Source organism: Edwardsiella anguillarum ET080813 (assembly GCF_000264765.2).
GTDB classification, from domain to species: Bacteria; Pseudomonadota; Gammaproteobacteria; order Enterobacterales; family Enterobacteriaceae; genus Edwardsiella; species Edwardsiella anguillarum.
Genome location: NZ_CP006664.1, coordinates 2131289 through 2152940, shown reverse-complemented (window position 1 = coordinate 2152940; position 21652 = coordinate 2131289). Strand labels below are relative to the sequence as shown.

Sequence of the window (21652 nt, the reverse complement as noted above, 5' to 3'; positions counted from 1 at the left end):
AACGACAGTAACCCTGCACCGATCACGCCTGCGCAGGCGCTTCCTGGACGCGCACAGGCCATGAGCCTCTCCGGCAAACATGCGCTTAACGGCCACGATATGTATGCCATTCCTGCCGGGATGGAGGAGGCCCTGTTCGCCATGGGCTGCTTCTGGGGTGTCGAGCGCCTGTTCTGGCAGCAGCCGGGGATCTACAGCACCGCGGCAGGCTACAGCGGCGGCCTGACCCCCAACCCAACCTATCGCGAGGTGTGCAGCGGACAGACCGGACACGCCGAAACGGTGCGGGTGGTGTTTGACCCCGCCCTTATCCACTATGACGATCTGCTACGCCTGTTCTGGCAGCACCACGATCCGGCGCAGGGGATGCGCCAGGGCAACGACATTGGCACCCAGTACCGCTCTGCGCTGTTCCCCGTAACGCCCCGGCAGATGCAGGCCGCACAGGCCAGTCAAGCCCGCTTTGCCCAGGCCATGCGTCAGGCCGGCGACCAGCGCCCGATCAGCACTGAGATCTGCGCCGCCGGGCCATTTTACTATGCCGAAGAGGAGCACCAGCAGTACCTGCACAAGCATCCGCACGGTTACTGTGGGCTGGGCGGCATCGGCGTCTGTCTGCCGGACTAAGCGCGCTATCGCCGCTAACTGGCGGCATAGCAAAGGGTTAGCGGCGTAGCGTGCACATTTTCACCACTAGCTGGTTGCTTGTTGCTCCTGCTATACTAACCGGGTTATGCGCTGCCGAGCCACCCTGTCCGGCTCGGCGCAGCGTCTAGCCCGGGCCAGCCAAGACGGCCCGGTAGACTCCGGGGGGATCTTCTACCGGCCCCGATATACTCCCGATGGCGTCATACCGCCTCTCCGGCCTCCCGGACTGTTCCCGGTTAATACGGATAGATTATGTTAAACAGTATATTACTGATTATTTTACTGATAGCGATCAGTGCCTTTTTCTCGATCTCGGAAATATCCCTGGCAGCCTCGCGGAAAATAAAGCTGAAAACCATGGCGGATGAGGGCGATATCAATGCGGCACGCGTCATGGCGCTGCAGGATCAGCCAGGCTATTTCTTTACCGTCGTACAGATCGGCCTCAACGCCGTCGCCATCCTCGGCGGTATCGTCGGCGATGCGGCATTCTCACCGGCGTTCCGTCTGCTGTTCGACCGTTTTATGCCGCTGGAGGTCTCCCAGCAGGCCAGCTTTATCTGCTCCTTCGTACTGGTCACCGGCTGCTTTATTCTGTTTGCCGACCTGACGCCGAAGCGCATCGGTATGATAGCCCCCGAAGCGGTTGCCGTGCGGATTGTCAACCCGATGCGTTTCTGCCTGCTGCTGTTCCGCCCGCTGGTCTGGTTCTTTAACGGCTTGGCCAACCTGATCTTTCACCTGTTCAAGATCCCGATGGTGCGTAAGGACGATATAACCCCGGACGATATCTATGCCGTGGTCGAGGCCGGCGCGCTAGCCGGCGTACTGCGTAAGCAAGAGCATGAGATCATTGAGAATGTGTTCGAGCTGGAGTCCCGCACCGTTCCCTCCTCAATGACGCCGCGTGAAAGCATCATCTATTTCGATCTGGGCGAAGCGGAAGAGAGCATTAAAGAGAAGGTCTCCACCCACCCCCACTCCAAGTTTCTGGTCTGCGACGGCGCCATCGACCATGTCGTCGGCTATGTCGACTCCAAGGATCTGCTCAACCGCGTGCTGGGTAACCAGAGCTTGGTGCTCAGCAGCGGAGTACAGATCCGTAACGTGCTGATCGTCCCGGATACGCTGACGCTGTCCGAGGCGCTGGAGAGTTTCAAAAACGCGGGGGAGGATTTTGCCGTCATCCTCAACGAATATGCGCTGGTCGTCGGGGTGATCACCCTGAACGACGTGATGACCACCCTGATGGGGGACTTGGTCGGCCAGGGACAGGAGGAACAAATCATCGCCCGCGATGAGAACTCTTGGCTGGTAGAGGGCGTGACGCCCATTGACGATGTGATGCGGGTGCTGGATATCGAAGAATTTCCCCAGTCCAGCAACTATGAAACTATCGGCGGCTTTATGATGTATATGCTGCGTAAGATCCCCAAACGTACCGATGCGGTGAAATACGCCGGCTACAAATTTGAGGTGGTGGATATCGATAGCTACAAGATCGATCAGCTGCTGGTTACGCGTCTCGCCGAACGGCTACCGCCGGTGTCGCCGGACGCGGGCGACGACGCAGACGCGCCACAGCAGGCGGCCAAATAATCGGCGGGCGGTGACGCTAACGCCGAGCCGCCATGCCCGTTCCGCGCCTCAGGCCATCTCTGCCTGCAGGCGCAGCACCTGACGGTTGATCTCCGACATGACGCTAAGATGGCGCTTATCCCTCACCTTGGGCAGTAAAATACGCCCCATATCAAACTCAAACGCACCGATCCCCTGAATATACAGGCGGCCGCGAAACAGCGTCTTCACGTATTTAGCCACCAGCAGCGGGTTATACCGCTGAAAAATTTTCATTGCTACCTCTCCCTCAGTGACGTCCGCAGCGGGGCAACTTCCCCCCGGCCAAACCGGCATGCGAACGCAGCGCACGATGAACGATAACTATAGACAGCTTTACCTTCGGTTAGTGCAACCGATACCGAATATTTCTCTAAATTTACCTTAGCTGACAGAATGGTATGCAAAAAGTAATAGGGTTAGTGAAATTTATATGCAATTAGTCAGGTTTTATCGTGAAAAATCGGAAGATTTATCTGTGGAGAGAGGCGAACTCGCGCACGATCGGATGACGGCGTGCGGCGGCGCCCGACCGGACGCCGCCGGCGGCTTAATACAGCGACACTCGGAATCCCGGATTCAACAATGATTCAGTTGGTATATAGCTTAACGTTTTACCCTGCCAGTCCCGCACCTGAGCTCCGGCGGCTAAGGCGATGGCATGGCCTGCCGCCGTATCCCAGATATGCGTCGGCCCAAAGCGCGGATAGAGCTGCGCGATCCCCTCCGCCACCAGACAAAACTTCAGCGATGATCCCACCATTATCGTCTGGTGCTCGCCCAGCTGCTGCAGATAGTCCGTCAGCTCCGCATCGCCGTGTGAACGGCTGATCACCACCAGCGGGGGGATTGCGTTGCGTACCCCGATCTCCATGCGCACCCCATCCTGCTCTTTCCAGGCTTTACCGTCGCAGGCACAGTACAGCACGCCGCTGGTCGGCACGTAGACGACCCCCAGCGTGGGCACTCCCCGTTCGATCAGCGCAATGTTGACGGTAAACTCACCGTTGCGCTGCAAAAACTCCTTGGTACCATCCAGCGGATCGACCAACCAATAACACTGCCAGTCACGCCGCTGCGGCCAGGCCGGCGGTGCCTCCTCCGACAGCAGCGGGATCGGCGGGGTGATACGCAGTAAACCCGCTTTGATTATCTCATGCGCCGCCAGATCGGCGGCCGTGACCGGAGACTGATCTCCCTTATAGGCCAGCGCCAGCGGCTGATCGCCCTGATATACCGCCATTATCGCCGCCCCCGCATCGCGCGCCAGCTGACAAATCTGCTCTAACATACGCTTCCCTCCCCCTGGATCGGATACCGATACACCTGCATCATTTCACCATGCGACGCTCGCGGAATGTGTAGGCGTACCCCACTGCGCTCATCATGGATTTTGCCGCCGATAAACGCCAGCGCAAGCGCCAATTTTCCCCGGTAAATACGACAATTCCACTACACGCCGCAAAAGAGATGGCGCACACGATAAACTGCATTTAAAATACATCTTATTGAACGCACCTCAAGGAGTACATCATGACATACCGCGACCGGCCGCTCGGTGAACTGGCCATCAGCATTCCACGCGCCGCACGTCTATTCCGCCACCACGCGTTAGATTTTTGCTGCGGCGGTAAGCAGACGCTCCAGCGCGCGGCGGCCCGCCAATCGCTGGATCTCGCCATGCTGGAATGTCAGTTGGCCGAGCTGGACAGCGCGCCACAGCCGCGTCGAGACTGGCAACAGGCGCCCCTGGCTGAACTGACGGCCTTCATCGTCACCCGCTATCATCAGCGTCACCGCGAGCAGCTGCCCGAACTGGTATTGATGGCGCAGAAGGTCGAACGGGTGCATACCGACAAGACGGGCTGCCCACGGGGGCTCGCCAAGCAGCTCGATGCGCTGCGCCAGGAGTTGGACAGCCACATGATGAAGGAAGAGCGCATCCTGTTTCCACTGATCGACCAGGGGGAGGGAGCCCGCTGCCAGGGCCCCATCTCGGTAATGGAGCATGAGCATCGTGATGCGGGAGAACAGCTGGAGGTCATCCGCTTTTTGACGGACAACATGACGCCGCCGGTGGGAGCCTGTACAACCTGGCGCGCGCTGTATGCCGGCATTAGCGAGCTGATTAACGATCTCATGGAACACATCAGCCTGGAAAATAATCTGCTGTTTCCACGCGCGCTCGGCGACGGCTGAAAGCACCCAAAAAAAACGGGGCCACACGGCGTGCGGCCCCGCGACAGACTCAAATTACAGAATATCCAGCAGTTCGACGTCAAAAACCAGCGCGCTGTACGGCGCGATAGCGGCGCCGGCGCCGCGCTCGCCATAGGCCAGCTGGTGCGGAATATACAGCTGCCAGCGCGAGCCGACCGGCATCATGCTCAGCGCCTCAATCCAACCGGCGATAACGCCGCCCACCGGAAATTCTGCCGGCTCACCGCGCTGCTCAGAGCTGTCAAACACCGTACCGTCGACCAGACGACCGGTGTAGTGTACCCGGACTTTATCCTGACGGGACGGAATCGCGCCCTCACCCTGCTTCAGCACTTTAAACTGCAGCCCTGACTCCGTGACGGTTACGTCATCCTGCTGCGCGTTCTCCGCCAGGAAACGCTCCCCGGCTTCCGCCAGCGCTTTCTGCTGCTCACGGCGCACCGCGTCAGCGCGCTCATGGATCTCGCGCAGCGCGCGGTGAACCGTCTCGACCGGTACCGCCGGCGCATTGCCTTCCATCGCATCGCGCAGCCCCGCCAGCAGCGCTTCCGGCTGCAGACCCTGCAGACCGGACTCATTAAGCTGCTGACCGACCTGGAGGCCAATACCATAACTTGCTTGCGCTTCTATACTGTCAAAAGCAGGGGTCGACATGATGTTTCCTTTAGTCACTGAAAGTAGAACGCGCAGCATAACAGCGCGACCGCAATGGGTAAAATCTTGTCGCCGTAAGGGTGACTTTTGTCAGCGAAAAAGAAACAATAGCCGTAAGCATACCGCTCGCGTCCGCCGCGCCTAAGCCGGCCGGATCTTTCGGATTGTTATCCTGTTTCTGTCGACCCAAAGCATATAGGCTAAGCGTGGCCACGGAGATAGCGGCCTGTCATGGTAGAGAGGTTAACATGGGCAGAATTGCGCCCAAAAAGCACAAGGTACCCGCCTGTAGCGGCGTAGCTATCCAGGATATATGGCGGCGTCTGTGCCAGGGGATCGCCCTGCCCGCCGCGCGGCCGCGGAAAGAGGATCTGCGCTGCATACCGCGGCAGTGCCGGGCGGCGCTGCGCGCGCTCTGGCACTGTCCGGATCAATTCGACTGGATGGCGCCGCTGCCTGCCTTCCACCGTCGCTGGCTCACCGTCGCCAGCGCCGTGCTGCTGCTGGCGCTACTGTGGCCCAGCGATGACGCGGCGCCGCCCACGCCGTCTCCCGCGATCCAGACGACGGAATCATCAATGCAGGCCACGCTGCAGCCGCAGCGCGCAGCGCCAATCTCCCCGGAAGTCAACGACTGGCAAGCCTACCCGATCCTGCCGGGACAAACCCTGGCCCAGCTGCTGCGGGAGCATAATCTTGACGTCACCGATGCCTTTGCCATGGCGCGGGTCGAAGGCGATGATCGCCCGCTGAGCAACCTCAAGGCAGGACAGCACGTCATGATCCGCCGCGGCCCCCAGGGGCAAATCCTCGCCTTAAAACTCGAGACCACGGACGATCGTCAAGTCACCTTCCGCCGGGAAAGCGACGGCAGCTTTATTCGCCTGCGCTAAGCTGCTCCAGCAGCCAGTCGCGTAGAGCCACGGCCTGATTGCACTGGCTATCGCGGCTGCCGTACAGCAGCGTCAGCGACTCTCCCTGGCGCAGCAGCAGCACCAGCGGCAGCCAGGCCCGTGGATTGACCGCCAGCTCGTCTCGGTAGCGAGCGACGAAGGCGGGCCAGTCCAACTGCGCATGGTGAAACGCCTGACGCAGCGCCGTCGACGGGGCGACCTCTTTCAGCCAGCTGACACCCTCCAGGCGCGCCTTGGCGATACCGCGCGGCCACAGACGGTCGGTAAGAAAAGTATGGGGAGAAAAGGGTGCCCGCACGTCATACACCCGCTGCAGCGCGATCGGTGCCATGATATTGCCTCCGCAGATGAGATCCGGTGTCCCACCGCCGCGCTGGCGTAGATGGCCAGGGATAGCTCCTGCGTTCCGCCGCGACGCGCCCTGTCGTTGAGACACCCGTCAGAACCTACCATGGTACATGCCGCAGGGCGGCCAGAAAAGCAAAACGCCGGCGCAAGGCCGGCGTTTTGGGTTATTGCACGAGTAAATTACTCAGCAACAACAACGACGTTCAGCTGTGCGAATACGTCGCTGTGAACCTGGAAGTGAACTTCGTGATCACCCAGGGTACGCAGCACGCCATTCGGCAGGCGAACTTCGCTTTTCGCGACTGCAACACCGGCAGCGGTCACTGCATCGGCGATGTCACGAGTACCGATAGAACCGAACAGTTTACCTTCATCGCCCGCTTTGGACGCGATGGTAACGGTGGCCAGTTCATTGATCTTGACAGCGCGTGCTTCAGCAGCAGACAGGGTTTCGGCCAGTTTGGCTTCCAGATCTGCGCGACGTGCTTCAAAGAACTCGACGTTTTTCTTGGTTGCCGGGACAGCTTTGCCCGTCGGAACCAGGAAGTTACGAGCGTAACCTGCTTTAACGTTAACCTGATCACCCAGGCTACCCAGGTTTGCTACCTTATCAAGCAGAATAACTTGCATTACCTTATCCTCTCAAAAGTCGTTAATTGACAACGCGGCCGATTACTGATGGCGATCAGTGTACGGCAGCAGGGACAGGTAGCGTGCGCGCTTGATAGCACGAGCCAGCTGACGCTGGTATTTTGCACGGGTACCGGTGATACGGCTCGGTACGATCTTACCGCTTTCGGTGATGTAGTTTTTCAGCGTAGCGATGTCTTTATAGTCGATCTCTTGAACGCCTTCCGCGGTGAAACGGCAGAACTTGCGACGACGGAAATAACGTGCCATTTGGCTAGTCTCCAGAATCAATCAATTCAATCTGCTCGGCATGCAGCACTAACTTGTTCAGGCCATTTCGACCCATATGGCAACTGACGAAGCCATGCACTCGCAGTGCGCTGCCGACCGTTAATCTGTGGGTCATTGCCTCGAGTCCCGCTCCGCTGACAATCACGGGCATTCTGCACCATGCCTGTCGGCTGAATCCGGCTTCCTGCTGTTGCGATCTGTGCTCAAGCACAAACTGACAGTGAGGAATGCCGGAGGGACTGACCTTTCGTATGGGTACCTTGCACACCGTGCCAGCCAACACCAGACGATTTACGGTCATTGCGACAATTACTCTTCAGAATCCCCAGCTTCAGTTTCTTCGCTGGTTTCGTTAGCGAAATCTTCGCGACGCTCACGGCGCTCGTCTTTCGCTTTAACCATCGGAGAAGCTTCGGTTACGGCGTGCTTAGTACGCATAACCATGCTGCGGATAACGGCGTCGTTGTAGCGGAAGTTAGTTTCCAGCTCATCGATCACTTCCTGCGAAGCTTCAACGTTCATCAGAACGTAGTGGGCTTTGTGCAGTTTATTGATCGGGTAAGCCAGCTGACGGCGGCCCCAATCTTCCAGACGGTGGATCTTGCCTTCTGCGCCAGTGATGGCACCAGTATAACGCTCGATCATGCCCGGAACTTGTTCGCTCTGGTCAGGATGAACCATAAAAACGATTTCGTAATGACGCATCGAAATTGCTCCTTACGGATTATTCAGCCTCCTGTCGGGGTCAGCCGCAGCCCATGGAGGCAAGGAACGTATTTGTGGGCGGCTGAAAAATGACGCGTCATAATACTGATGCTGGGGGGGAAACTCAAGCCATCGCGCAAATTAATTCTGCGCCGCCGGAGACAATTGGATACAAAAGACGAACGGACAACCGTCGTGGCGCTGCTACAGTTAAGGTAGAGGGTTAAACCGTGATACAAATCACATATCATCAGGACGATGCTCATCAGACAATACGGATCCCATCCGTAAGGAGCCTCCGATGAAATCTGCCTTCGCTTTCATCACACTGTGTCTGCTGTGCGGCAGCGCCGCGGCGGCCACTGAAATCAGCGCCAGCCAGGGAGACGCCATGCCGGCCCGTGAGTTTGCCGTCATCAGCGTCAATCACGATGTCATTAACGTGCAGGATGCCATGGGCGATATTCGGGCGCAGGCCGACGCTAACAGCGCCGCCTACTACCAGATCATCGCGATTCATGAACCGCTCTCTCACGGGCAAATCCACGTCAGCGCCGTACTCTACCACTGACGCCCCCTTAGCGCCGCGCCGCAGGGCGCGGCGCTATCTTACAGGCGACGACTAAAAAACGCCGTACCGCAGGCCAGCGCCGACGCCGTGATCTTATGGGCAATCCCCGGCTCGGTCACCACGCTGACGTTATCCATCAGATGATGCGACGTCAACGCCTGCACCAGACGCTGGCTCTCGGCCGCGGGCACCAGATCATCCGCCAAACCGTGCCAAATCAGCAGCGGCCTATCCGCCAGCTGCGCCAGACGGCCGCTGACGTCATAGTCGGCCAGCGCACTCACCCGCTGGCGAACCCACTCCCGCTCATCCTCAGTTGGCTGATGCTGACGGGGAAACAGGCGCTGCGACAGCGACAGATAAAAGCCCGATCCCATAAAGCTGGCGGTGGCGCGTAGCCAGGGATAGCGGGCCTTGGCGCCCAGCGCCGTCATTCCGCCCAGCGAGGCGCCCGCGACCCCCACCCGCCCGTCCAGAATCAGCCCCGCGCTCAGGAAATGGTCATACAGCGACGGCAGCTCATCGATATTCGATTTTAGAATGTCCCAGAAATGGGCCAGGCGGCGGCGCTCATCGCCGTCATAACGGCTACCGTGCATATCCGCCTCCGGCAGCAGTACGCGAAATCCCGCGGCGGCAAAGGCATAGCCAAAATAGGAGTACATCTCCTTAGAGGAGGTAAACCCATGATAAAAAAAGATCGTCGGCAAAGCGCTGTCGCGCTGACCCGCGGGTACGGCGTGCAGCAGCGGAATCCCGCCCACCGTCTGTTCGAACATTTCAACCATCGACAGCCTCTCGATACACATAGCAAAAACGCATCATCGCCCGACCAGCGCATTCAGACAAGCTCTCGTATCCTCTGCGCGTGCGCGCGCAATGCGGCGTTTCTCCGGGAAATCCGCATCAGACAGCGCTAAGATAATCATCACTATCCTTTTTCCAGCCAACGGACCGCCCGATGAAAACCTGCAAACTGACCCTGACCATTCTGTTGACCCTGCTGCTGGGGGCCTGCAGCGTAATGGACGGCAAGCCGATGCCGCCGCCGCCGCCGATCGCAGGCCACGCGCAGGAGCTGCGCCGTAACCAGACCGAAGGGCTGAGTAAAATGTGGAATATTAGCGCCAGTGTCTATGGCAGCCCGATGAATGTTCAGGAGGTTATTCAGCAGAGGGCGGATGCCGCCGGCGCCCGCTATTACTATATTGTGATGCTGCAGGAGACCGGGGTGCCGGGCCAGTGGTATAGCGTGGCGACGCTGTACCGCTAAGCCGCTGTTTTTAACAAAATTTACATACTGCCAATAAAAGTCTACACCCACTGTTTCATTATAAAACGGCTGTGTAGATTTTTTGGCCGCGCGTTCACCGCGTCACGGTGAAGCAATGAGGAGGGACGGTGCAGCCAAAGTCCATGTCCATAACGGACCCTTACCTGGAGGCTGCCATGAGCCGTTCCCCGCTACTCACATCGCTGCTTTTCTCTATTGGTCTGATCGGCACCTCGGCGCAGTCGGCCGAATATGCCCGAGCCGATCTCGTCACCGATCTCAGTAGGATGGGGATGATCTCCCTCAGGGGGATCCTGGGCAATCCCCAGGATGTCGAACGGAGCATCGCTCACCAGGCAGACCAGCGCGGCGCCCGCTATTACCGCATTCTACACATGTGGGAAAGCGACGGTCAGCAGGGATGGCAGGCGACGGCCGCGCTCTACCGCTGAGCCGCCCGCCGCCCGCGACGCGCCTCGTTAGGCCTTGGTGCTACGCTGACGCACCGCCTCAAATAGGCAGATACCGGTCGCTACCGAGACGTTAAGCGACGAGACGCTGCCCGCCATCGGGATGCTGATCAGCTCATCGCAGTGCTCACGGGTTAAGCGGCGCATACCGTCGCCCTCCGCCCCCATCACCAGCGCCATCGCGCCGGTCATCCGGCTTTGATACAGGCTGTGATCCGCCTCACCGGCGGTGCCGACGATCCAGATGTTCTCCTGCTGCAGCAGACGTATCGTGCGCGCCAGATTGGTGACCCGGATCAGCGGCACGTTTTCCGCCGCGCCGCAGGCAACCTTTTTGGCGATCGCATTCAGCTGAGCGGAGCGGTCACGCGGCACAATCACCGCATCCACACCGGCGGCGTCGGCGCTGCGCAGGCAGGCGCCCAGATTATGCGGATCCGTGACCCCATCGAGGATCAGTAGGAACGGCGGGTGCTCGAGCCCGGCCAGCAGGTCCGGCAGATCGTTTTCCTGATACTGTCGTCCCGGCTTCACGCGTGCCACGATCCCCTGGTGTACCGCCCCTTCGACCTTCTCATCCAGCCACTGACGCTGGGCGACCTGTACCCGGATACCGCACTCCTCCAGCTGCTGCAGCAGCGGCAGCAGCCGGCGATCCTCGCGTCCCTTCATCACGAATACGTCGAGGAAGCGCTGCGGATCCTGCTCCAGCAGGGCCTTAACGGCATGAATACCGTAAATGATTTCACTCATAATTATCTGGTTTATTGCTCACCGCCGACCCCCAAGGGGCCGGCGTTATGATGGGTTAATCGACAATAGGGATATCGTCCGTATCGCGCATTAGTCGGTCGTTTTCTTCCGCGCCCGCTTGGCCTTGGTCGACGCGGCGATGTTACGCGTCTGAACCGACGGCTTTTTACCTTTGCCTTTTCCCCTGCCTTTCTTAGCGGGTGCGGCCTCATCGCCGCGGCGCTGAACGCTATCCGGCGCAAAATTGGCCGGCATCTTACCACCGCGCCGGGCGCTGCGCGACGGCTTCTTCTCCGTCCCGCCGTTCGCCTGACGCGCCTTGTTCCGGGCCGTCTTACCCGCGCCGCGCACGCCGCGCGCCGTCGAGATCAGGGCGAAGTCGATCTTACGCTCATCCAGATGCACCGCGTCGACCTTCACCTCTACCTTATCGCCCAGCCGATAGACCTGACCGGAGGACTCCCCGATCAGACGCTGACCTATCTGATCAAAGCGGTAATAGTCGTTATCCAGAGTCGATACATGCACCAGCCCATCGATAAATAGATCGTCGAGGCGGACAAAGAAGCCAAAACCGGTAACGCTGGTGATGATGCCGCCGTAGGTCTGGCCGACGTGATCCTGCATAAAGTCGCACTTCAGCCAGTCGGAGACATCGCGCGTCGCCTCATCGGCGCGCCGCTCCGTCATAGAGCAGTGCTCCCCCAGCTGCAGCATGTCTTCCGTGTGGTAATGCCAGCCGCCGCTCGGCGTCCAGCGCTCGGTGTGACCATGCTCGCGCGCCAACAGGTATTTAATGCCGCGGTGCAGCGACAGGTCGGGGTAGCGGCGAATCGGCGACGTAAAGTGGGCATAGGCCTGCAGCGCCAGACCGAAGTGACCGCGGTTCTCTGGATCGTATACGGCCTGCTTCATGGAGCGCAGCAGCATCGTTTGCAGCATCTCATGGTCGGGGCGATCCGCCACCTTATCCATCAGCAGAGCATAGTCCTTCGGCTCCGGCTGAGTTCCGCCCCCCAGGGAAAGCCCCAGCTCCGCCAGGACGGTACGCAGCGCCATCACATGGTCTTCGCTGGGCTTGTCATGAATACGGAACAGCGCCGGCTCGTGGTTTTTCTCCATAAAGCGCGCCGCCGAGATATTGGCCAGAATCATGCACTCTTCGATCAGCTTATGGGCATCGTTACGCACCGTGGGCTCGATACGCTCAATGCGCCGCTCGGCGTTGAAGATAAACTTAGCCTCTTCGGTCTCAAAGGAGATGCCGCCGCGCTCTTCGCGGGCGTGATCCAGCGCCTTATACAGCGCGTGCAGCTCCTCCAGCGGCTTGACCAGCGCATGGTACTGCGCGCGCAGATCCGGATCTCCAGCCAGGATATGCGCCACCTTGGTGTAGGTCAGACGCGCGTGAGAGCTCATCACCGCCTCATAAAACTTATAGGAGGAGAGGCGTCCGCTGGCGGCAATGGTCATTTCGCACACCATGCACAGACGATCCACCTGCGGGTTCAGCGAGCACAGCCCGTTGGAGAGCACCTCTGGCAGCATCGGCACCACCTGAGAGGGAAAGTACACCGAGTTGCCGCGGCTGCGCGCCTCGTGGTCCAGCGCGGTATTGGGTCGCACGTAGTAGCTGACGTCGGCAATGGCGACCCACAGGCGCCAGCCGCCGCCGCGTTTTTTCTCGCAGTACACCGCATCGTCGAAGTCGCGCGCATCCTCACCGTCAATAGTAACCAGCGGCAGATCGCGCAAATCGATACGTCCCACCTTCGCGGCCTCGGGAACCTCTTCGCTCAGATCGGCCACTTGGCGCTCGACCTGCTCCGGCCAGGCGTGGGGAATGTCATGGCTGCGCAGGGCGATATCGACCGCCATGCCGGTGCCCATATTGTCGCCGAGCACCTCAACGATCTTACCGACCGCCTTGGTACGCCGCGTCGGACGCTGGGTCAGCTCGACCACCACCACATAGCCCATGCGGGCGCCGGCGATGGCATCCGACGGGATCAGAATATCAAAGCTCAGACGACCATCGTCCGGCACCACAAAACCGGTACCGGCGTCGGTAAAGTAGCGGCCGACGATCAGTCCGGTGCGCGGCTCCACCACGCGTACCACGCGCACCTCTTTGCGCCCGCGCCGATCGGTGCCGGTCACCTGCGCCAGGATCACGTCGCCGTGCATGCACATCTTCATCTGCTCCGGCGACAGATAGAGATCCTCTTTCTGCCCCTCGCTGCGCAGGAAGCCGAAGCCATCGCGGTGACCGATCACCGTTCCTTTAATCAGATCGAGCCGCTCCGGCAGGGCATAGCACTGGCGGCGGGTAAAAATCAGCTGCCCGTCACGCTCCATGGCGCGCAGGCGACGGCGCAATGCCTCCAGATCCTCCTCGCTGCTCAGCGACAGCTCCTGGGCCAGCTCTTCTCGGCTGGCGGGCGTCTTGCGCTTGGCCAGATGCATCAGGATAAATTCACGGCTGGGGATCGGGGAGGCGTACTTTTCAGCTTCACGTTCCAGATAGGGATCTTGTGACATTGGGGTTCCTCCGTTGTCATCAGCATTCTGCCGCCGGCGCTATACCAGCAACAGTTTATAAAGCGGTGGGTTGTGCTCGATCAGATCGGCCAGGGTGCAGCAATCCAGCTCCGCCAGAAAGGCGTCCGTCGCCCGATGCAGCACCTGCTTCAGACGGCACGCCGGGGTAATATGGCAAAACGCCTGCGAACAGTTAACCAGCGTCAGCGGCTCCAGCTCCCGCACCACGTCGCCGATGCGGATCTCGCTAGCCGGCCGCCCCAGGCGGATTCCGCCATGTTTACCGCGCACCGCGGTCACAAAGCCGGCCCGGCTCAGCTGGTTGATTATCTTGACCATATGATTGCGCGACACCCCATAGACCTCCGTCACCTGGGTGATACTGGTCATCTGCCCTTCCGGCAGCGCTGCCATGTATACCAAGGCGCGCAATCCAAAATCGGTAAAACTGGTTAACTGCACGAATACCTCTATTCATCACGCCGCGTTACCGGCCGGTAACGAAGATGGGAGCGGCGCGCAGGCCCGCTCACCTCGTCCGTCAATGCGGGAAACGCGCCCCACCCGGTCTGCCCACGATCGCCGCATGCGGCGGGCGCTGCGGCGAGGCACACCCTATACTGGATAATAAACCAGCCGGATGAAAGCGACTAATTTATTTAATAAGAACGGTGGATATTACAACGGTGGGAAGTCGCTCAAAACAATAAACCGGCCAGAGGGCCGGTTTATTGGATAACGCATCGGGTCATTAAGCGTCGAACGGGTGACGCAGAACGATAGTCTCTTCGCGGTCGGGACCGGTAGAGATGATATCGACCGGCACACCGGTCACCTCTTCAATGCGTTTGATGTAGTTCAGCGCCGCCTGCGGCAGACCGTCACGCAGCTTCACGCCAAAGGTGCTCTCTTTCCAGCCCGGCAGCACTTCGTAGATCGGCTCAATGCCTTCCCAGCCTTCGGCGGCCAGCGGCGTTACGTCGACTTCGCGGCCATCCGGCAGGCGATAGCCTACGCAGATTTTCACTTCATCCAGGCCGTCCAGCACATCCAGCTTGGTCAGGCAGAAGCCAGACAGCGAGTTCAGCTCGACGGCGCGGCGCACGGCAACGGCGTCCAGCCAGCCGGTGCGGCGGCGGCGGCCGGTGGTGGCACCAAACTCGTTGCCCTTCTCGCACAGGAACTCACCGACGCTATCGAACAGCTCGGTCGGGAACGGACCGGCGCCCACGCGGGTAGAGTACGCTTTGACGATACCCAGCACATAGTCCACGCAGCGCGGGCCGATACCGGAGCCGGTCGCCACGCCACCGGCGGTCGTGTTGGAGGAGGTCACGTACGGATAGGTACCGTGGTCGATATCCAGCAGAGTGCCCTGGGCACCTTCGAACATCACATATTCGCCGTTGCGATAGGCCTTGTTCAGCAGATCGGCAACGTCAACCACCATGCTGGTCAGCAGATCGGCAACCGCCATCACTTCATCCAGCACGCTCTGGTAATCAACGGCATCGACGTGGTAGTAGTTCACCAGCTGGAAGTTATGGTACTCCATAATCTCTTTCAGCTTAACGGCGAAGCTGGCTTTATCAAACAGGTCGCCGACGCGCAGACCGCGGCGGGCCACTTTGTCTTCATAGGCCGGGCCGATGCCGCGACCGGTGGTGCCGATAGCCTTGGCACCGCGTGCTTTCTCACGCGCATTGTCCAGCGCAACGTGATACGGCAGGATCAGCGGACAGGCTTCAGAGAGCAGCAGGCGCTCGCGCACCGGTATACCGCGCGCTTCCAGCTCGGTCATTTCGCGCAGCAGCGCATCCGGCGCCAGAACAACGCCGTTGGCAATGATACTGACGACATTTTCGCGCAGAATACCTGAGGGAATCAGATGCAGAACGGTTTTTTCACCGTTAATGACTAGCGTATGGCCCGCGTTGTGCCCGCCCTGATAGCGTACAACATACTTGGCCCGTTCAGTTAAGAGGTCTACGACCTTACCTTTACCTTCGTCACCCCATTGGGTGCCCAGTACGACGACGTTCTTGCCCATTTTAGCTATTCACCACGTTGTTAAAAATGGATTCTACCACCTCATTTTTCAGCTTTCAGCTTTTTTCGCACACGATTGCGCAAATTTTGTCTGACATATCAGCCGCCGAGGCGACTACGCAACATGTAGTAGATAACCAGTCCTGCAACCACTAGACCTCCGCCATAGCGGCGCAATAAACCATCAGGCAGCTGCGCCATCGAGGCGATCATCCGTCGCCAGGCCTGCGGAAAGAGCATCGGCCCTAGCCCTTCAACGACCAAAACCAGCGCCAATGCCATCCAAATCGTCGAATTCATTTTTCCCCGCGAACGGTCGCACAGACCGAGTGTCTGAATAAAAGCGCGATTCTATAATCGACACGGTGGAATGCAAAAATAAAACCTGCGCTATCCGCAGCATGTCGCAATAGGGGGGAATTTTCAGAACACTCCTTAGCCAATCTCGCGCGACATCCGCTATAATTCGCCAACTTTTTTTGGAGGCGATATGAAACCTGGGCGCAACCACTTCTTTGACATTCTGCGCGTCGTATCGGTGCTCTTTGTGATCACCTCGCACTACAGCTATATGTTCGATACCAGCACCGTCCTGACGTTCCCGCGCGAATACCTGACGGCGGGCATCGGCCGCCTGGGCGTCTCGTTTTTCTTTATGATCTCCGGCGCGCTCGCCTACCTGTCGCTGCGCAAATACGCGGCTCACGAATACTATCTGCGCCGCGTCTACTCGGTGCTGATCCCCTATAACATCGCCTACTTTGGCATGGCACTGCTGCTGCTGGCTCTGGGGGTGTTCTTTACCTATCCCGGCAATCCGCTGGTCGAGGTTGGCCCCAACGGCACCCGCTCGGTGCTGGATATGCTGCCCTCGGTGCTCGGCTTCGACCACTATCTGCACGGCGTTTATGAAATTAAGACGGTGTACTTTACCGGAGAGTGGTTTATCGGCTGCATCATCCTGCTGTATGTCATTTCACCGCTGATCTACCGCGCCATTGTACGCTATCCGATGTGGACCATGCTGGCTACCGTCGCTATCACACTGATGGCCTATGACACCCGCGTCACCAATCCTTACTGGTCTGCCCAGGTGCGTATCAGCGACTTTACCTTCGGGATGCTGTTTATCCATCTGCAGGCGCAGTTCACCCGCTATGTGCGGCCGCTGGCGCTGATCGGCGCCCTGCTGATCGCCGCGGGCGTCGGCTGGGCCCATATCAGCCACCAGCCGGTGCGTGAGGTGCTGTTCCCACTGGCGCCGGTAAGCCTGCTGTTCGCCGTCGCCTTCTTCTTTATCGTTCAGGGCACCTATCAGCTGCTGCATCCGTGGCTCATCCGGCCGCGGGTCAGCCAGATACTACTCAGCCTGGCCTCCCGCGCCTACATCATCATGCTGTTGCAGCACGTGGTCGTGATCTTCCTCAGCGTCAATATGGACATGTCGGTGCTCAACGCCACCCAGGCAATCGCCCTGTACCTGATCGTGCTGGTCACCATTGAGCGGCTATCGGTTCTGTTCAAACCGCTGGCGGTGAAAACCGAACGGCTGCTGATGAACAAGACGCTGCGCCGCAGCGCTGGGCAAATGCCGGCCGCCTGACAGAAGGCCCGCCGCCGGCATACAGGAGGGATACCCAAGGGTATCCCTTTTTTCATCGCGGCACCGATGCCCGCCCGGCAGAACACGGGCGCAGCGTGCGGCCACCGCCCCTCCTCCCTCGCATCGCCCCGGCGCGGGCGCTAGCGCCCCACACAGAATGACGCTTTCCGGGCAGCCCAGGCGATGGGGTTGATACCGAGAACGCGCCCCACGTCGCCGCGGGTTTTGAGAGACAAAAAAATTCCCCGGCATCGCCGGCGCTTTTTTAGAGATAAAAAAAGGGATGCCGCACCGGCATCCCTTCTCACGTAACGTTGCGCGCTTACTTTGCGTTTTTACCGCCGTCCGGCGACTTCATATACTTGAAGAAGTCGCTGTCCGGGCGCAGCACCATCACATCCTGGCCCCCCTTAAAGCTATTCTCATAGGCTTTAAGGCTGCGGATAAAGGCAAAGAAATCCGGATCCTTGCTGAAGGCATTGGCAAACAGCTTCGCCGCCTCGGCATCACCCTCACCGCGAATGATGCGCCCTTCACGCTCCGCGCCCGCCAGGGTGCGAGTCACCTCATAGTCTGCGGTCGCGCGCAGCTTCTCAGCCTCTTCCTGCCCCTGTGAACGGTGGCGACGGGCTACCGCCTCACGCTCGGCGCGCATACGCTGATAGATAGCGTCGGACACCTCGGTCGGCAGGTTGATCTGCTTGATACGCACGTCCACCACCTGGATCCCCAGGGCCGCCATACTGTTCGGGTTCACCGCCGGCTGCTTGCCGCTGGTCTCCCGCGCCACGCGCGCCGCCGCGCTGGCGATGGCGTCATCGGCCTCGGTCGGCGCCGCCGCATCGTCCACCGTACCGGTGTTCAGGGCATTACGCACGTCTTCCATCAGCTTACCGCGCGAGTCGGTAACGATATCCTTGATATCCAGACGGCCGATCTCGGAGCGCAAACGGTCGCTGAACTTACGCTTCAGCAGCACCTCGGCCTGCGACACATCGCCGCCGCCGGTCGCCAGATAGTAACGGCTGAAATCGCTGATGCGCCACTTGATGTAGGAGTCAACGATCAGGTCTTTCTTCTCTTTGGTCACAAAGCGGTCGGCCTGGTTGTCCATCGTCTGGATACGGGCATCCAGCATCTTGACCGACTCGATAAAGGGTATCTTGAGATGCAGGCCCGGCGCATACACCAGCGGCTTGTTTTCATCATCGCGCAGCACCTTACCGAAACGCAGCACGATGCCGCGCTGCCCCTCCTGAACCACAAACAGTGAAGCGTACAGCGCCACCAGCACGACGATGAGAATCACTAACAAAGACTTACGCATTAATAATCTCTCCCCAGTCGAGTGGTATCGTTACGCTGTGCGTTGACGCGACGCTGGTCCATCACGCTGCTGTCCGTGCTGCTGCCCGCGCTGACCGACTTGCTGCTGGCCTGCGGCGGATTGAGCCGGATCAGGCTGGTATCTTTGCTGTCTCCGGCCTGGCTGGCACCTTTATCGCCCGAGCGCATGATTTGATCCAGCGGCAGCACCATCAGGTTGTTGCTCTTATCATCCACCAGCACCTTGCGGGTATGACCCAGCACGCGCTCCATGGTCTCCAGATACAGACGCTCGCGGGTGATCTCCGGCGACGCCTTGTACTCCGGCAGCAGACGGGAGAAGCGACCCACCTCACCCTGAGCCTCCAGCACGGTACGATCTTTATATGCCTTCGCATCTTCCAAGATACGCTGAGCCTGACCGTTGGCGCGCGGCTGGACTTCGTTAGCGTAGGCTTCCGCCTCACGGATGTACTGCTGTTCGTTTTCACGCGCGGCAATGGCATCGTCAAAGGCTGCCTTCACCTCTTCCGGCGGACGGGCCGCCTGGAAGTTCACGTCCAAAATGGTGATCCCCATGTGGTACGGACGGATGATCTCCTCCAGCACCTTCTGGGTATCATTACGAATAACGGTACGCCCTTCCGTCAGGATGGTGTCCATGGTGTACTTGCCGATCACCGCGCGCAGGGCGCTGTCCGTAGCCTGACGCAGGCTGTCGTCGGCATTGGTCACGTTAAACAGATACTCTTCCGGATTAGTCACCCGGTACTGTACGTTCATCTCGACGCGCACGACGTTTTCGTCGGAGGTCAGCATGACCCCAGAGGCGGCCAGCTCACGCACCGACTCGACGTTCACCGGAATGACATCATCGATAAAGGTCGGCTTCCAGTTCAGACCCGGCTGAACCAGGTGGCTGAACTTGCCAAAGCGGGTTACGACGCCGCGCTCCGCTTCCTTGATGGTGTAGAAGCCGCTGGCGGCCCAGATCACCACCACCGCCGCGACGGCCAGCCCCACCACTTTTTTACCACCGATAGATGAACGCGGGGTTCCTGCCGAGCCCGAGCCCGAGCCGCCGCTTTTGCCGCCGCCCAGTCCGCCCAGCTTCTTACTCACTTTACGGAACAGATCATCCAGATCCGGGGGCCCCTGATCGCGCCCCCCTTTATTATTGTTGCCGCCGGAGTTGCCGCCATTATTATTGCTGCTCCCCCACGGGTCGCGGTTCTGTCCGTTATTACCGGGCTGATTCCACGCCATGCTTCGCTCCATTCTTCATTGATTGGTGTTCCCCAGGACTCAATCTATCAGGCAATTGCTAAACGATAAAGTTTATCAATTCCTGCTGCTGCTTGCAGAGACGACGCCAGTCAACGACCGGCATACGGACCTGTAGTCCGATGCTGCCATCCTCTTCAATCCATTCCTTTTCGATTGCCTGAAGCTGGTAAAAACGGCTGCGCAAACGCCCCGCCGCCGCCGGCAGACGCAGCGTATAGCTGGCAATCTCGCCGCCCAGACGTTCGCTTAACGCCTGGAATAACAAATCCATCCCGCTGGCCTGCTGGGCAGAAACCCAGACCCGCAGCGGACGGTTTTCTTCATCACGATCGATGCGCGGGACAAAGTCCTGCAGCATGTCGATCTTGTTCATCACCAGCAGTACCGGAATCTCATCGGCCCCGATATCCGCCAGTACGGTATTGACCGCGTCAATATTCTCATCGACCCGCGCGTCCGATGCATCTACTACGTGTAATAAAAGTGAAGCCTGACGGGTTTCCAATAGCGTTGCCTTAAATGCCGCGACCAAATCGTGCGGCAAGTGGCGAATAAAGCCGACCGTATCGGCCAGCACCGTCGGCCCCACGTCATTAACCTCGACGCGGCGCAGGGTAGGATCGAGGGTCGCAAACAGCTGATCGGCGGCATAGACGGTCGCCGACGTCAGCGTATTGAACAGCGTCGACTTACCCGCGTTGGTATAGCCTACCAGCGAAACCGTCGGGATCTCGGCGCGCACGCGCGCCCGGCGCCCCTGCTCTCGCTGTTTCTCTACCTTCTCCAGACGCCCGAGGATCAAATGGATGCGATCGCGCAGCAGGCGACGGTCGGTCTCCAGCTGGGTCTCACCCGGGCCACGCAGGCCGATCCCCCCTTTCTGGCGCTCCAGGTGCGTCCAGCCGCGCACCAGGCGAGTCGCCAGATGACGCAGCTGCGCCAGCTCAACCTGCAGCTTACCTTCATGAGTACGCGCCCGCTGGGCGAAGATATCCAGAATCAGCCCGGTGCGATCGATGACGCGGCACTGGCACAAACGCTCCAGATTGCGCTCCTGCGCTGGCGACAGCGGGTGGTCGAACAGCACGACGGAGGCCTGGGTTTCAGCGACGGCCTGGGCAATTTCCTGCGCCTTGCCTTCGCCGACAAAATATTTGGGATGGGGAGCCTTACGGCTACCGGTAATTACGCGTAGCGCCTGTACGCCGGCGGAGGAGACCAGCGATTCAAACTCGCTCAGATCTTCGCTATCTTTTTCCTGAGAAAAATAGATATGAACCAGTACGGCCTGTTCACCGGCTTCGTAACGGTCAAACAAAGGAGGAACCTCTCAAACGGCATAGTCCGATGAGAACGGAGAGCACAGATGACGGCACGCCATCACGGCTCCCCGACGGGACTGACCAACAATACGCCTTATTCAGCGTCATCGCTGCCCTGAGTGGGCTGAGACGCGGCCTGACTACCGTGATGGTAGCTGCTGCCTGCGCTGCCCGTACCCGCATTGCCACTGTGGTGGGAAACCGGGCGGGACGGAACAACGGTAGAGATCGCGTGTTTGTAGACCATCTGGCTGACCGTGTTCTTCAACAGAATGACAAACTGATCAAAAGACTCAATCTGGCCTTGCAGCTTAATACCATTCACCAAATAGATCGAAACTGGGACACGTTCACGACGCAGCGCGTTCAAGAACGGGTCTTGTAAAGATTGCCCCTTAGCCATTCTATCTTTTCCTTATTTGCTAGTTGC

The 21652-nt window shown here is 59.3% G+C and carries 26 protein-coding genes; 8 read left to right on the top strand and 18 right to left on the bottom strand.

The annotated features are described in order from the left end of the window. The first annotated feature begins 60 nt into the window (after nucleotides 1–60). Entirely contained in the window at nucleotides 61–627 is a 567-nt protein-coding gene (gene msrA, locus ETEE_RS09670) for a peptide-methionine (S)-S-oxide reductase MsrA (RefSeq protein ID WP_225865191.1), read from the top strand. A 273-nt stretch (nucleotides 628–900) separates the two neighbouring features. After that, the gene (gene paeA, locus ETEE_RS09665) at nucleotides 901–2247 is read left to right on the top strand and encodes a polyamine export protein PaeA (RefSeq protein WP_034162906.1); all 1347 of its coding nucleotides are present in this window, start codon (nucleotides 901–903) and stop codon (nucleotides 2245–2247) included. Nucleotides 2248–2295: 48 nt separating this feature from the next. Here the strand turns inward: paeA and ETEE_RS09660 are convergent, their stop codons facing one another. Both ETEE_RS09660 and cysQ read right to left on the bottom strand, forming a co-directional pair. Next, nucleotides 2296–2502: a DUF1107 domain-containing protein gene (locus tag ETEE_RS09660; RefSeq protein ID WP_034162907.1), complete on the bottom strand. Its 207-nt coding sequence runs from the start codon at nucleotides 2500–2502 to the stop codon at nucleotides 2296–2298. Between the two features lie 313 nt (nucleotides 2503–2815). Next, nucleotides 2816–3556, bottom strand: a complete 741-nt coding sequence (cysQ, locus tag ETEE_RS09655) for a 3'(2'),5'-bisphosphate nucleotidase CysQ (RefSeq protein ID WP_034162908.1) — start codon at nucleotides 3554–3556, stop codon at nucleotides 2816–2818. Nucleotides 3557–3798: 242 nt separating this feature from the next. Here cysQ and ytfE point away from each other — a divergent pair, with 242 nt between their 5' ends. Next, nucleotides 3799–4464 carry an iron-sulfur cluster repair protein YtfE gene (ytfE, locus tag ETEE_RS09650; RefSeq protein WP_034162909.1) on the top strand — a complete coding sequence of 222 codons (666 nt, stop codon included), beginning with the start codon at nucleotides 3799–3801 and terminating at the stop codon, nucleotides 4462–4464. Nucleotides 4465–4518: 54 nt separating this feature from the next. Here the strand turns inward: ytfE and ETEE_RS09645 are convergent, their stop codons facing one another. After that, nucleotides 4519–5139 (bottom strand): BamJ family beta-barrel-assembly machinery protein, encoded by a 621-nt coding sequence (locus ETEE_RS09645; protein WP_012847246.1) that lies wholly within the window; start codon nucleotides 5137–5139, stop codon nucleotides 4519–4521. Between the two features lie 248 nt (nucleotides 5140–5387). Here ETEE_RS09645 and ETEE_RS09640 point away from each other — a divergent pair, with 248 nt between their 5' ends. After that, complete coding sequence (locus tag ETEE_RS09640; protein WP_034162910.1) at nucleotides 5388–6032, top strand: LysM-like peptidoglycan-binding domain-containing protein; 645 nt, start codon at nucleotides 5388–5390, stop codon at nucleotides 6030–6032. On the opposite strand, the gene ETEE_RS09635 is transcribed toward ETEE_RS09640, so the two are convergent. From ETEE_RS09635 to rpsF, 5 genes are all read right to left on the bottom strand, one after another. Next, a complete protein-coding gene (locus ETEE_RS09635) occupies nucleotides 6016–6384 on the bottom strand; it encodes a DUF488 domain-containing protein (protein WP_034162911.1) in 369 nt (122 codons plus the stop codon). The genes ETEE_RS09640 and ETEE_RS09635 overlap by 17 nt on opposite strands. A 197-nt stretch (nucleotides 6385–6581) precedes the next feature. Continuing rightward, complete coding sequence (gene rplI / locus ETEE_RS09630; RefSeq protein WP_015460802.1) at nucleotides 6582–7031, bottom strand: 50S ribosomal protein L9; 450 nt, start codon at nucleotides 7029–7031, stop codon at nucleotides 6582–6584. 42 nt (nucleotides 7032–7073) lie between these two features. Further along, nucleotides 7074–7301 carry a 30S ribosomal protein S18 gene (rpsR, locus tag ETEE_RS09625; RefSeq protein ID WP_000135199.1) on the bottom strand — a complete coding sequence of 76 codons (228 nt, stop codon included), beginning with the start codon at nucleotides 7299–7301 and terminating at the stop codon, nucleotides 7074–7076. A gap of 4 nt (nucleotides 7302–7305) precedes the next feature. Continuing rightward, the gene (gene priB / locus ETEE_RS20080) at nucleotides 7306–7623 is read right to left on the bottom strand and encodes a primosomal replication protein N (protein WP_071844093.1); all 318 of its coding nucleotides are present in this window, start codon (nucleotides 7621–7623) and stop codon (nucleotides 7306–7308) included. Between the two features lie 8 nt (nucleotides 7624–7631). Beyond that, on the bottom strand, nucleotides 7632–8027 hold the full coding sequence (gene rpsF / locus ETEE_RS09615; RefSeq protein WP_012847242.1) for a 30S ribosomal protein S6: 396 nt from the start codon (nucleotides 8025–8027) through the stop codon (nucleotides 7632–7634). Nucleotides 8028–8328: 301 nt separating this feature from the next. On the opposite strand from rpsF, the gene ETEE_RS09610 reads away from it, so the two are divergent. After that, a complete protein-coding gene (locus ETEE_RS09610; protein WP_034162929.1) occupies nucleotides 8329–8598 on the top strand; it encodes a YdgH/BhsA/McbA family protein in 270 nt (89 codons plus the stop codon). A gap of 38 nt (nucleotides 8599–8636) precedes the next feature. On the opposite strand, the gene yjfP is transcribed toward ETEE_RS09610, so the two are convergent. Next, nucleotides 8637–9386, bottom strand: a complete 750-nt coding sequence (gene yjfP, locus ETEE_RS09605) for an esterase (RefSeq protein WP_034162931.1) — start codon at nucleotides 9384–9386, stop codon at nucleotides 8637–8639. 173 nt (nucleotides 9387–9559) lie between these two features. On the opposite strand from yjfP, the gene bsmA reads away from it, so the two are divergent. Next, complete coding sequence (gene bsmA, locus ETEE_RS09600; RefSeq protein ID WP_034162933.1) at nucleotides 9560–9871, top strand: biofilm peroxide resistance protein BsmA; 312 nt, start codon at nucleotides 9560–9562, stop codon at nucleotides 9869–9871. A gap of 176 nt (nucleotides 9872–10047) precedes the next feature. Further along, nucleotides 10048–10323 carry a YdgH/BhsA/McbA family protein gene (locus ETEE_RS09595; RefSeq protein WP_034162983.1) on the top strand — a complete coding sequence of 92 codons (276 nt, stop codon included), beginning with the start codon at nucleotides 10048–10050 and terminating at the stop codon, nucleotides 10321–10323. Between the two features lie 27 nt (nucleotides 10324–10350). On the opposite strand, the gene rlmB is transcribed toward ETEE_RS09595, so the two are convergent. The 5 genes from rlmB to ETEE_RS09570 form a co-directional block, all read right to left on the bottom strand. Then, nucleotides 10351–11094 carry a 23S rRNA (guanosine(2251)-2'-O)-methyltransferase RlmB gene (gene rlmB, locus ETEE_RS09590; RefSeq protein WP_034162934.1) on the bottom strand — a complete coding sequence of 248 codons (744 nt, stop codon included), beginning with the start codon at nucleotides 11092–11094 and terminating at the stop codon, nucleotides 10351–10353. Between the two features lie 90 nt (nucleotides 11095–11184). Next, entirely contained in the window at nucleotides 11185–13635 is a 2451-nt protein-coding gene (gene rnr, locus ETEE_RS09585) for a ribonuclease R (protein ID WP_034162935.1), read from the bottom strand. Nucleotides 13636–13674: 39 nt separating this feature from the next. Beyond that, nucleotides 13675–14097 (bottom strand): nitric oxide-sensing transcriptional repressor NsrR, encoded by a 423-nt coding sequence (gene nsrR, locus ETEE_RS09580; RefSeq protein ID WP_034162936.1) that lies wholly within the window; start codon nucleotides 14095–14097, stop codon nucleotides 13675–13677. Nucleotides 14098–14386: 289 nt separating this feature from the next. Beyond that, nucleotides 14387–15685, bottom strand: a complete 1299-nt coding sequence (locus ETEE_RS09575; protein WP_034162937.1) for an adenylosuccinate synthase — start codon at nucleotides 15683–15685, stop codon at nucleotides 14387–14389. Nucleotides 15686–15783: 98 nt separating this feature from the next. After that, the gene (locus ETEE_RS09570) at nucleotides 15784–15984 is read right to left on the bottom strand and encodes a DUF2065 domain-containing protein (RefSeq protein WP_034162938.1); all 201 of its coding nucleotides are present in this window, start codon (nucleotides 15982–15984) and stop codon (nucleotides 15784–15786) included. 190 nt (nucleotides 15985–16174) lie between these two features. Here ETEE_RS09570 and ETEE_RS09565 point away from each other — a divergent pair, with 190 nt between their 5' ends. Further along, on the top strand, nucleotides 16175–17287 hold the full coding sequence (locus tag ETEE_RS09565; RefSeq protein WP_034162939.1) for an acyltransferase family protein: 1113 nt from the start codon (nucleotides 16175–16177) through the stop codon (nucleotides 17285–17287). Between the two features lie 322 nt (nucleotides 17288–17609). Here the strand turns inward: ETEE_RS09565 and hflC are convergent, their stop codons facing one another. The 4 genes from hflC to hfq form a co-directional block, all read right to left on the bottom strand. Continuing rightward, on the bottom strand, nucleotides 17610–18614 hold the full coding sequence (gene hflC, locus ETEE_RS09560; RefSeq protein ID WP_034162940.1) for a protease modulator HflC: 1005 nt from the start codon (nucleotides 18612–18614) through the stop codon (nucleotides 17610–17612). Next, a complete protein-coding gene (gene hflK / locus ETEE_RS09555) occupies nucleotides 18614–19879 on the bottom strand; it encodes an FtsH protease activity modulator HflK (protein ID WP_034162941.1) in 1266 nt (421 codons plus the stop codon). Before hflK ends, hflC begins: the two co-directional genes overlap by 1 nt. Before the next feature lie 58 nt (nucleotides 19880–19937). Next, nucleotides 19938–21218, bottom strand: a complete 1281-nt coding sequence (hflX, locus tag ETEE_RS09550) for a ribosome rescue GTPase HflX (protein ID WP_034162942.1) — start codon at nucleotides 21216–21218, stop codon at nucleotides 19938–19940. Nucleotides 21219–21316: 98 nt separating this feature from the next. Continuing rightward, the gene (gene hfq / locus ETEE_RS20075) at nucleotides 21317–21625 is read right to left on the bottom strand and encodes an RNA chaperone Hfq (RefSeq protein WP_071881899.1); all 309 of its coding nucleotides are present in this window, start codon (nucleotides 21623–21625) and stop codon (nucleotides 21317–21319) included. Nucleotides 21626–21652 lie beyond the last annotated feature (27 nt).